This is a genomic window from Pontibacter silvestris, assembly GCF_020907275.1.
Classification (GTDB): domain Bacteria; phylum Bacteroidota; class Bacteroidia; order Cytophagales; family Hymenobacteraceae; genus Pontibacter; species Pontibacter silvestris.
In genome coordinates, this window is record NZ_JAJJWI010000047.1 from 1 (window position 1) to 11,753 (window position 11,753).

Here is an 11,753-nt window from a genome sequence, read left to right on the forward strand (position 1 = left end):
TTAGCAAGTGAAACAAGCCAAAGCGCCTGCTAGACCATTTCGTTGGCAACAACCGATAAAATAGCCTCTGATCGAAATAAAATTAGCTGAACACTACAACTAAAAGGAATCATCTAATTTTCTATGCCAGATTCCTATAGAGAATAAGTTTGACGTAGTAAAATTTAGAAATGAAGAGTAGATGAAATGAATAAACTGAATCCATCCATCAGATACCACTTACTAGTGGGCTTGCTATTCGCCCTGTGGGGTTTTCTTTTCATGTTTATTGTGAGGCCCTTTACTGATGACACAACAGGATTTCTTTTTTGGATCAGATCAAGCATTGGATTCAACTTGATCGCTTTCTTAGGATATGCCCTCATAGCTGTTGTCCAAAAGGCAATCTATGATAAACTGCAGAAGTGGTCATTTGGCTTAGAACTTAGCACTCTCTTATTTTTTTACATCATCCATATGACAGGTACATTTGCATTGTACAAGAGTCCACTCATTAGTGGGGGCTATACTTTTCTTCAATGGAACACTGAAATCATGATGAAAGCGGCAATTGTAAACCTTACTGTTCTGTCCATTGCCAGAAGCTATCTTATCAAACTAATCCCTGCTAAGAAAGATATTCTGACAATTAAGGGAGATAATAAACTAGATATCTTAAAAATAAAGGAGTCAGAATTGATCTGTGTGTCCAATGCACAGAACTACGTTGAGATTTTTTACATCAATAGCAATACACTTCATTCCAAGCTCATTCGTACCTCTTTAAAGAACCTGAAAGAGGAATTTAACTTCCTTCTTCAAGTACACCGCTCACACCTTATCAATCCTTCTCATTTCAAATCCTGGAAAGACTCAAACTCTATATATCTTACCCAAATGGAACTTCCCGTTTCCAAAACCTTCGATAAGGAGCTTCTGGCCTCCTAATATTTGTACCTGAAACAGGGGCATTCGTACCTGTTGGTTTTGCGCTAAAAATTTTATACCTAAAAAAAGCGTTTTCGTACCAAAGCTCTTTGAAAATGCAAACAATGGGGGGGGGTCGATTCACCTTTGTATCGAATCGAAAATCAAAAAACAATGAACAAAATCACTTTACGACAAACCTTAATTCCATTAGTTACCCTTAGCATCATTTGTTTCATGTACTTTGGCCCAATCACTCGAACCGCTTTTGAAAATATAATTATCTCTTTAATAATCATTGTAGCTAATTATTTTGAATACAAGGGAAAGCCATTTTCAGCACTTGGATTATATCGTGAAAATTTCACTGCGAAAAACTTATTGGTTATCGCCCCTTTAGTAGCATTTGGGCTGTTTGTCTTTTATGTATTTGCCCTAGTTCCTGGAATCGAGATGCTCACAGGAGTTCCTATTGATTATTCAAGCATGGACCAATTGAAAGGAAATCTTCCAACCACTATTACCTGGATATTAATAGTGTGGGTTACAGCAGCCTTTGGAGAAGAAATTATTTTCCGTGGATATCTTATGCGCCAGTTCGCCAAATTCTTTGGGGACAGTAAAATCAGTCTTGCCATTAATATTCTAATAATTTCTAGCTTTTTCGGATACATGCACATGCAACAAGGAATTTCAGGACAACTTGTTGCCGGCTCTACAGCAGCTCTCTTTTCCATAATATTTGTCATGCGCAAATACGATTTGTGGTTTATGATTATGGTACATGGCTTTTTTAACACTGTTGCCTTTGCTTGTATTTACTTTGGTTTGGCGTAATGAAATCAAGTACAAGTAATAACACAAATACCTTGAATTTACCTAATTGGCCTAAATGAAGTAGGAGGTTTCCCATCATTGGTGAAAGCTCCATTGCATTTTGCCTGATCTTATTTACGGTAAAAAGCATGGCGCTCATATTGCTGAATAAAGTTCGCTTGAATAACCAATCACTTTCTTTGCAACTAAGTTGAATGGTAAAAGGCAGTTGCCAACACCACATATAGCTTATGGCGGGTGAAGCGGTAAAGGAAAATTTTGTACATTTAAGTAAGTTTGGCGTGGGCAGACAGGAAAGCACTTCGAAAACCGCCACCAAGCCATATGCTTAACGTTGGCAAACATTTTAATTATGATAAAAAGAACTGTCAAAATCAAAGGCAATGACATCTATATCTCTAATGGGTTCTTCAAAAGAGAGATAGAACTTGCTCATGTTTTTGAGTTTCATGTTCCCATGCCAGCGATAAGAGTATTTGAAAACAAGAAACTAAAAAGGGAATTTAACATTGACACCCTTGACTCTAACCCAGATTTGAATGGTCAATTCTTCCATTCTTCAATTAGGGTTCTAACGAATGGCGCAGTAATGATTGACGGGATAGTATCAAAAGACAGGACAAGCTATCCAGATTGGAAGAGTAAGGACTATGAAGCCATCCGACTTCAGCCATTCTTTCTCTCCTCTGAAGAAGCAGAGAACAACAAGCTTGTGGGAGCTGGGCTTTTCCAAAGGGGGTTGCACTTTTCTGGAACTGTGACACCATTAAATGTAAGGGCAATATGCATCTGTGACAACTGCAAAAAGAGCTTTACATTACAGCACTTCCACGCTGGATTTTCTGAAGCGCAATACTTTTACTCATCGGACGGCAAACAGACTCTTTACGTCAGTTACGAGCAAATAAAGGATTTGCCAAGGCAGTTGCAAGAAGCAGTTCATGAAGAAGATTTACGGTTGTTGGAGAATCAGCTACCGAAGCCTACGAAAGGTCAAGGGAATTATTCATACTACAATCCTTTACGCTGCCTCCATTGTTGTTATGCATTTATAGACTTTGAGCAGAACAAAGAAATAAGACATAAGGAGTACTACGGCAACTATTTTATAAACCAACAGTTGCAGAAGATTGGCGATTAAAAGAAAAACGTGTGCCAACAAGGCATATAAGCCATACTTCGGCTACGCCTCGTTCGCCTTCTATACGAGCCGTTGGCATTAATTAAAAATTATAAAAATGAAAAAAGTAAGTTTAATCTTAATCGTATTTATACTCGTCTTGATGGTTTTCAATTTTGGACAGATTGACCATTCAAATTTAAATTCTGAGAGTAGCCAGCTTGCTTACATTAATTTAGTAGCAAATATTTTGATACTAATTTCATTGACGATGACCTTCTTTCGTTATGCAAAGAAGTCCTGATAGTAGGTACTTGCATAGTTCTTAATATTGATAAGTTCTTTCTGTTGCTAATAAGAAGAAAAACTTATGCCAACACAATGCATGCCCAACCTTCGCTAACGCTTCAGGCTCTGCATGCACGCGGCCGTTGCCTGCTATTTCTAAGCATAATTTGAATTATAAACACAAAAAGCTAAAGAATGAAACACCTCCTAATTCTCGTGCTCCTCTATCTATTTACAATTAGTTGTTTTGGACAAGTCAAAGTTGCTAACAAGAGAGTCGATGCCTTTGTAAAAGATAAGATGAAGACTCTTGGCATACCAGGAATGGCTGTAGCTGTCGTGAAGAACGGGGAAATACTGAAGCTTTCCGGTTACGGAGTTGCTAACCTGGAGTGGAATAACAAAGTAACACCTCACAGTAATTTCCAAATTGCTTCCAGCACCAAACTTCTTACTTCTACTCTTCTGCTAAAAGCAATGTATGATGGCAAAATAAACTTGGATGACCATGTAGGTAAGTTCTTGGACAGTATACCAGAAGATTGGCATCAATTGCAGGTAAAGCACCTTATTAGCCATTCCAGCGGACTTAGAGAATATAGTGGAGATATGTATTCTTCTACCGCTACAGTTGTAAATGCTTTAAAAGACTCCACCTTAGAGTATAAACCGGGAATGGATCAACATTATGCCCAGTTGGATTTCATGCTTTTAGGCTATATTCTGGAAGGTATCTACGGTAAGCCCTTCACGAAGCTTTTGAAAGATGAAGTGACAATCCCATTGAATATGCTAGATGGCGGCTTCGATATGGAACAAAAGGTAGGACAGTTTATGCGCACCAGCCTCATAAAGGAGAAAGCTGCCACATATTATGATTTAGATGGAAAGATACAAGCTTATAAGTTTATTTACCCCCAATACACTTACACGGCAGGTGGCTATTTTGCTTCTATAAGCGATATGGCAAACTGGGCTGTTGGTCTTGACAAAGAAATCCTTTTTACAAAAGAATTCTCCCATGACTACATATATGGCTGGGATAGTATTGGGAATAAAGAATCAGAGTTTACAAGAGTAGGGTGGGCTTATGAAGATGATGGTGGTGCATTATTCGCAGGTCATAGCGGAGGGCCAGGACTTGGCGATATTATAAGGTTCCCGAAGCAAGGTTTTACTTTCATAGTTCTTACTAATGATGGCGAGATGTTGCCAAATTTTGCAAGAGCAATTGCTTCATTTTACATAGAGGGCTTAACTCCTAATCTTGAAATTAAAAAGTTTGAGCGGCAATAAGTATAAAACAGCAGGCAACATTGTGTAAACATCATGCTACGGCCGACGGCCACGCACGCTGTTTACACTAACCCGCCTGCAACCAAAAATAAAGAGAATACTTAAGCGAGAATGGAAAATATTGAATTAAGAAGAGTAACGGTAAACGAACTAGACCAACTACAGAGAATCGGCAGACAGACATTTTCCGAAACATTTTCTTCTGGAAATAGCGAGGAGAATATGAAAAATTATCTGGAAGAAGGGTTTTCAACAGAAAAACTAGGAGCCGAATTGGCCAACAAGAACTCTGAGTTTTATTTTGCCCTTTTAGAGAATAAAGTAATTGGCTATTTGAAAGTCAACTTTGGACAATCACAGACTGAAATAAAGGACGATAATACCCTTGAAATCGAACGCATTTATGTTTTAAAGGAATTCCACGGGAAAAAAGTTGGGCAAATACTTTATGAGAAGGCAATGGAAGTATCCAAACACAAAGGCGTGGATTATGTTTGGTTAGGGGTTTGGGAAGAAAACCCAAGAGCACTTCGATTTTATGAGAAAAATGGTTTTGTGGAATTTGATAGGCACATTTTCAAACTAGGAAATGATGAGCAGACAGACATAATGATGAAACTGCAAATAAAATAAAAATGGCAGCAGCTAATCGAGTAGCCCGCCGTGGGCAAAATCACCCACGGTGAGGCTCTCCCACCACCGAACGTACGGGTCTCGTATTCGGCGGTTCGTTAAGGATAGCACAGCCGCTCTTTACACCGACCGTGCCCTTGCCCTAGTTTGGGATAAGGCTAGCAAACTCCTGCGTTTGAACCTCCCTATCGGATTTTGGGCAACTTAACGTTCGGCCCTTCAGTAGATTATGAAACCTCCAGGGGCTTCCCAGCTCGTTACTTCTACCTACTATGGCCTCTGCTGACTTCTTGGCTCATAGAAACCGAATCTATTCCAAGACCTCCCCAGGTAAGACGCTTATCCTTCCACCTAATCCTGCTGCATCTACATAGAGCCGTTTGTTGGCCAGGGGCTTTGCAAAGATGTGCTTGCTTACCCACGACTCCCTGCCTCTTATTCAGCACTACGTGCGCTCTCTTCGCACTCTCGTGCTCAAGAGTATTCGTCAGTTCAGGCTTTTGCAGTCCTGCTTCCTTCAGACTAACCCTCACGAGTTGNGTGTTTATACCTTATGCTTCGGCTGATGGCCTCGCACATGGTATACACGAACACGTTGCAGCAAATAGGAATCATAAATTAAAATAGAACTTGATACAAAGCGAACTCAACAATTAAGATTTAATGGTCGCTGCTCTTTACCTAAAGTATAGGAAAAGCTGTGACCATACATTAAGTGCATTATGGGCTAAGACTGTATTTAGGTTAGCTGAAGCTCTTACTGTCTTAACTTTACTTGAAGTAGGGCTTGTTACATGGGGTGAGGCTCAACCACGAATTTATGTTAAGCAGTATTATGGGATAATATTGGGAGTGTAATTTAAACTGTGTCATTTCCTTATTTCAATTTACGGGCCCTTTTGCTGTTCTGGCGTGAGTCCTAACGGCAAAAGGTTAAATCCTTAAAGTGGATTAAGTTAAGCTGTTCTAATATCAGTGTCTTCTGCTGTCCCAAATGTGTCCCGGATATTTTTAAAGCATTTATGGGTCACGTCCCGACTGCTGTCCCAACGCTTGATTTTGGGTTTCCTACTATGCCGACTACTGTTTCTCTATTTTTCCTGTTAATGCCATCTATTTTATTACAAGCCTCCCACAGCTTTAAAAACAGCAGGCACTACCGTTATAGTAGCCCCCGCTGTTGTTTCCATTACTGCCAAAACTTCATCAGAATAGATTCCTGTCACCATGCCTCTGTATCTGGAAAGGTAGGCAAATCATCTTCCATGTGAGTAAAGATGTCCATAGGTTCTACCTGCTTTATAAACTGTTCCAGAACAACTCCCGCCTTTAGCTTTAGCCCACGTTCTGTCTGCTCTAACTCCGGCTGCTGTCCCAGAAAATAATGAAGCTCCCCTAACACGTAAGCCATGAAGAGCTTTTCATACCTGACCTGGCAATTTGAGCAGATGTTTCTGGCGCGCAGGATGAAATCGCCTACCCGCTGTTGCCTGCTTTTGATAAGCGAGTGCGCCAGCTCTTCGCTCCCCAGGTTATTTGTAAGGAACGTGCGTGTACTGTACAAGAAATCCTGATAGCTACTATGTAGGCTGTACTTATATTGCCCCCTTAAAAGCGCTTCAAAAACGCTATTTTCCTGCTGCCTTGGCTGCTCAGCTGATGCATCAGCCCCTTTTTTGATACTTTCAAGTGTCCCAGATGCGTCCCGGCCTGCCGCTGGGACAGCTGCTGAAGCTGTCCCAGCCGATGTGCCATGGCTTCCCAAGACTGTCGCGGGACGCGTTCCAGGAGCTGTCCCAGGGCCTGAATCCTGTATTTCCTTTACCATCCTGCCTACGCTGGACTTGCTTATTCCTGTTATTTTGGCAATTTCTCTGATGGAATGGCCTTGCTCGTTCAGCTGCTGCACTTGTGCCTGTAAATCTTCTTTTTTCATCTTGGTTAGTAATTTTTAGTTGGTTTTAAATTCATTTTGCCACACCCGCTCCCGCAGCAATTTTGCTGGTATGTAGCGGCTTGGTTTTATCAGCCACAATTCCAAAGTACTTGGCAGTCTTACCGTTTTCCTTGACGACGACCATGTCTGTTTCAAAAAGGAGATGAAAGAGCTGCATGGCTTTGTCTTTGGTGAGTTTGATGGCCATGTCGCGGTCACTGTTCATCACAGCGGTAATGGTAGCAGCGGTTACCCGATTACCTATTTTATTATTAATAGAAGTTGATTCGGTAACCGTTTTTTCTACTGCTTGCTTGTGGCGCATAATCCGCTCCACATCTCTTTTATCTGCAGGAGCAAGGCGCTCGTAGTGCTGTATCCTTTCACAGGTATCCAGCCGGTTGAGCAGGTCCCCGAATTTCCTGGCTCCCCTGTGCTCACGCATCAGGGACACTATGTCTGCTGGGACAATGTCTCTTTCCTGCAGCTTGAGGTAGTTTTTGAATACAGCGAGCGCTACCGAGTCCGTAAAAAGGCTCTGGTGTGCTTCCTGCAGCTGACTTGCCTCTTCACTTAGCCGCACATCGTATGTTAGCCGAACAATCTGCTTGCGAAGCTCCAGGTCTCTGGTGGCATGGTGAAGAGCCGTAAAAGTAGCCGTAGTGCAGCATGTTTCCAGAAGCGTCAAAGCTTGCTCCACAACATTTTTCCTGGTGGCTTTAGCTGCCTTGTCAAGCTCCTCGGTTTCCGGTGTCTTTTCTATCTTCACCTGCTCAGGTTTCTGCATGAGGATATGCTCTTCCTCTTTTAGCTGGCTGTAGAAATCGGCTGTTGCAGTGCTCCGGATAGCTGCCTGCTCCACTTCATAGTGAATGAGCAGCTCATTGACCTCATAGCATTCTGTCGCCTTGTTATAGCTGCAGTACTTAGCTGTCTCTCTGTATGAATAGGAGCCCTTTGGCAGGTAAGGGCTTAGGTCCTGAAATTGAGTCATGAGCAGGTTCAGGGTCTGGCATTCCCGTTGCGCAAATTTCTTGATGGCTTGATAGGCCGCCTCGCTGTCATACTCTTTTCCCTTCCGCTCTTGCTTATACAACGTTACCTGCAGCAAAGGCATCTTACGGGCACGGGCCATGAACTGCAAGGCATTAGAAATGCTCAAATGTTCGTTATGATGCTCTGCCATAATGATCCGCAACTGCTGATTGTACAAGTCCACGCCACAGTCTATGAGGGAAGTGGTGAAGAGGAGGCGTATGTCTTCCGGAATGTGCTTGGAACCTGTGATGGCCTGATAGGCACCTCCAGCTTCTCCCTTAGAATGTGAACTTAGCACCGCCACCTGCTCCTTCGGCAGCCCTTTGAAGCTGCCAACTAGTTGGTCAATGAGCTTTAGGTCGTTGAGCCGGATAAGGTATTGGTAGTTGGCAAAGTCAAGGGTAGGAAGCAGCTTGGCCAGCTCGTGCTGAACCTTGCCTTTGTAGGTGATGGGCGTGAGCTGTATCTTGTTTGACTGCCCGGCCTTCACTTCCACGTATTTGAACCCGTATTCCTGCAGAAAGCCTGGAGGCGTTGCCGAGACGCAGAGCACGTTCTTTGCCGCTAACAGCTGCCTGAAGAGGTACTCGTACTTGGAGCGCTTGTCGGGCATGCCATACCCGGAGAGCAGCTCATGCACTTCATCACAGATTATCAAATCATCCTCTACCACAGGAGGCAGCTTGGCAAAGCTATCGTAGGTACAGACCGTTATTTTGCTGTACAGGGAAGTCTGCACATCTTCGTACGTTGCCCCCTGTTTGATGATGGCAATCTCCCCGTACTTGCTCTTGGCGATGGCATCCACAATGACAGTGAGCGGCTCCAGAATGATGACACGACCACGGACACCGCGGGCAAGCTCTTCCAGGGCAAAAGTGGTTTTGCCTGTTCCAGTCCTGGCCTTGAGCAATACCTTGCCGTGGTGCTGTATGTAATTCACCAGCGGCGCAGCCTGCTCACTTAGGAAACGATTCACAAACAGCTTGTAATCGGGTCCTTCATTGTCCTTCTTCAACTGAAAGCGCCAGTCGGTGATGTCAGCCCGCAGCCCGTCCCGCAGCGCATCTGCCAGGTCATAGCCATCCTCCCGGTTCGGAAACAGGTCCACCGGAATAAAATCCAGCCCGTGTTTTTCAAGCATCCGGCAGGTGCCCAGCGAGCGGCCAGCTTGGTCGGCATCAAGCAGCACATAACCTGATTTTCCTTGCAGGGCCTTTGGTTTTTCTTTGCTTAGGGAAGCAGCACCGCCCGTGGAGACAAAGTCAAACTGGGGATAAAAGAAGCTGCCTAGCACAGCCGTTTTTTCAGACTCGACCACCACGACGGGAGCCCCCGCTCGCAGCAGGTGAATACCGTAGAGGCACTGCCCGTACTTTTTACCCGCAGGATTCTTCAGGTAGAAGGGGCTTATGACCTTGTTTCCGCCAGAGGAAAAGATGAAATGCTTCTGGTTAAAGTAGAAGCCGTCCCAATTCTGATGGCCAAAGACGGTGTACACGGTCCCAGCCCTGGTGGAGGTACCGACATGCCACCGCTTTAGGTGCTCGTCAGTTACACCCAGAGACCGGGCATAGTGGTGAAAAGCTGAGTGGAGGTGCTGGGACACCTTGTCCCACTGCCGGCGATCCACATATACTTGTTCAGGCTCGTTTACTGGCTCTTTCGGAACAGCAAGGCGTGGCATCGGCTTTCGTGGCGGTGCCAGATGCCCGAAGGCGGTATAGCCTAGCTTATCCGAAAGCAGGACAAGCGCCTCTTTAAAGTCGCAGCGGTGGTAAAACTGAAGTACCTGGAGAACGTTGCGGGAGGCATCGTCTCCAAACTCTTTCCCCGTGAAGTCTTTCACCAGGTACAGGCCCTTGTGCAGGTAAATGTTTACCCGCTTGGAATTATCTGTTTCAAAGACCTTACCCAGCTTCTTAAAGTTAGGGAAGTACTCGCGCAACACCTGCAGCGTGTTGGTGTCAGCCAGCAGGCTGTCTGCGCCTGGCAGTTGTTGCTTTTTGTTGGTTGGAGGCTCCTGAGAGCCTTTGTTCTTACTGCTCCCACACATCTTGGTCGGTTGCAGCTGATGCATAGCCAATCTAATTGGCTGCGCATCACTTGAGTTGGTCACTTATTCATTACTGTTGGGGACGCCTGTCCCATACCACGTTGGTTGATGATTTATTTTACCTGCAAGTATACAACAAAAAATTAATTTGTTACATTTACGTAAAATATTAAATACATGAACGAAAAACATATAGCCTTAGGTATTCCAGTATATGATAATCCGTTTGACTATGCTGATGAGATACTGGAAAACCTCCAGCGCAGGCAGTTCACCCTCAAGGATGCGGGCATCACCTCGCGCGTCCACAACAATTGGCGCAGCCTGGGCATTGTCCCAGACTCGGAGGAGGACGGCAAGAAGCTCTACTTCGACTTCATCCAGTACCTTTGGCTGCAGATCGTCAAGGACCTTCGCAAATTCGGGCTTCCGTTAGAAACCATTGCCGCTGTCAAGGACTACCTTTTCGACACGGACATCAAGGAAAACAGGGCGTGGACCGACAGTGAAAGGGAAGCCCTGAGACAGGCCGTAGAGAAAGAGGCGCAACGGCCTGTAACAGATGAGGAGTTTGAGCAAATAGAAGGTTACCTAAGCCTGAGAAGGCTCTTGTATCCTTACCGATTCTCCGCCATTGTGCTGTCCCACTTTCAACACCGCTCCAACACCAACACCTACATCTTCGGTGACGGAAGGGTGACTGTCTGGAGCGAAGCGGAGCAGAACGCAAACCCTGAAGGCAAGCCAGACCTTGACGAGCCCCACATCAACGTCCCGTTGGGACACTATTTCTCACAATTCCTCAACGACGAGACAAAGGCCGAGTTCCTGCCCAAGATACCGATCCTGACAAGAGAAGAACAAGAGGTGCTTAGGGCCATGCGCAACGATGAGGTAAAGGAGCTTACCATCAAGTTCTCCAAAACAGGCAATAAGCGCAGGGCCGACCTGATCACGAAGGTGGACAAACAGCTCTCGGACAAGCAGAAAAAAGAGATTTTCCGTATCCTTGGGACACGCGACTACAGCACCATCACCATGAAAACGCAGAACGGAACACAGCTCTCCTTCGAGGAGGCCCAGCGAACAAGGCTCTGATCCTCCTTTAGCTGTGTTCCCACACTTCTGCCTTAATGGCTCTATTGAAAGTCACTGAAGCACTCAGGACAAACATCCAAGTTGCATTTTAACTGAAGAACTCAGGCAAGTGCGGAAATTGACACAATCTCCGTGAACGTAAATCAAACAACTTTAAAAGGAAATGTAAAGCAAAAGCAAAAACAACAAGCATTACAAAAGCACCAAGAACCGGCAGAAAAGCAGTTACAGGCACTGCAGGAGGAGGGGCTATACAAGCAAGTAAAACAAGATGAGCAGCTCAGGCCCTATCATGTGCAGAAACTACTGAACACGCCAGGATACGGACACCTGACAGAGGAAAAAGCCTCCGATATGGTAGAGCAGATGCTCCGCTTCTCCTGCCTCCTCTACGAGCTGGTAATGGAAGAGCCGAAACAACAACAGCAAGTTGTGGAAGCTTCCGCTCAGGAAATAGACCTGGAAGCAATAAACAAGCAAAAAAGGAATACCCGTGGCAGCAACAGAATAAGAGAATGAATGTCTCGTCCTGCTATAGGTTGACA

The 11,753-nt window shown here is 44.5% G+C and carries 9 protein-coding genes; 7 read left to right on the forward strand and 2 right to left on the reverse strand.

Going from position 1 to position 11,753, the window contains the following annotated elements; all coding sequences use genetic code 11:
* Positions 1 to 456 precede the first annotated feature (456 nt).
* The 5 genes from LN995_RS21000 to LN995_RS21020 all read left to right on the forward strand — a co-directional run bounded on the left by LN995_RS21000 (position 457) and on the right by LN995_RS21020 (position 5,080).
* Complete coding sequence (locus tag LN995_RS21000) at positions 457 to 927, forward strand: LytTR family DNA-binding domain-containing protein (protein WP_229963061.1); 471 nt, start codon at positions 457 to 459, stop codon at positions 925 to 927.
* A gap of 153 nt (positions 928 to 1,080) precedes the next feature.
* Positions 1,081 to 1,743 carry a CPBP family intramembrane glutamic endopeptidase gene (locus LN995_RS21005; RefSeq protein WP_229963062.1) on the forward strand — a complete coding sequence of 221 codons (663 nt, stop codon included), beginning with the start codon at positions 1,081 to 1,083 and terminating at the stop codon, positions 1,741 to 1,743.
* 352 nt (positions 1,744 to 2,095) lie between these two features.
* Positions 2,096 to 2,884: a hypothetical protein gene (locus LN995_RS21010; RefSeq protein WP_229963063.1), complete on the forward strand. Its 789-nt coding sequence runs from the start codon at positions 2,096 to 2,098 to the stop codon at positions 2,882 to 2,884.
* Between the two features lie 462 nt (positions 2,885 to 3,346).
* Positions 3,347 to 4,447: a serine hydrolase domain-containing protein gene (locus tag LN995_RS21015; RefSeq protein WP_262910550.1), complete on the forward strand. Its 1,101-nt coding sequence runs from the start codon at positions 3,347 to 3,349 to the stop codon at positions 4,445 to 4,447.
* Positions 4,448 to 4,558: 111 nt separating this feature from the next.
* Positions 4,559 to 5,080, forward strand: a complete 522-nt coding sequence (locus LN995_RS21020; protein ID WP_229963065.1) for a GNAT family N-acetyltransferase — start codon at positions 4,559 to 4,561, stop codon at positions 5,078 to 5,080.
* A 1,222-nt stretch (positions 5,081 to 6,302) separates the two neighbouring features.
* On the opposite strand, the gene LN995_RS21025 is transcribed toward LN995_RS21020, so the two are convergent.
* A complete protein-coding gene (locus tag LN995_RS21025) occupies positions 6,303 to 7,016 on the reverse strand; it encodes a helix-turn-helix domain-containing protein (protein WP_229963066.1) in 714 nt (237 codons plus the stop codon).
* Between the two features lie 31 nt (positions 7,017 to 7,047).
* Complete coding sequence (locus LN995_RS21030) at positions 7,048 to 10,134, reverse strand: DUF6371 domain-containing protein (RefSeq protein ID WP_229963067.1); 3,087 nt, start codon at positions 10,132 to 10,134, stop codon at positions 7,048 to 7,050.
* Positions 10,135 to 10,287: 153 nt separating this feature from the next.
* Here LN995_RS21030 and LN995_RS21035 point away from each other — a divergent pair, with 153 nt between their 5' ends.
* Entirely contained in the window at positions 10,288 to 11,208 is a 921-nt protein-coding gene (locus tag LN995_RS21035; RefSeq protein ID WP_229963068.1) for a hypothetical protein, read from the forward strand.
* Positions 11,209 to 11,340: 132 nt separating this feature from the next.
* On the forward strand, positions 11,341 to 11,727 hold the full coding sequence (locus LN995_RS21040) for a hypothetical protein (protein ID WP_229963069.1): 387 nt from the start codon (positions 11,341 to 11,343) through the stop codon (positions 11,725 to 11,727).
* The last annotated feature ends 26 nt before the right edge of the window (positions 11,728 to 11,753 follow it).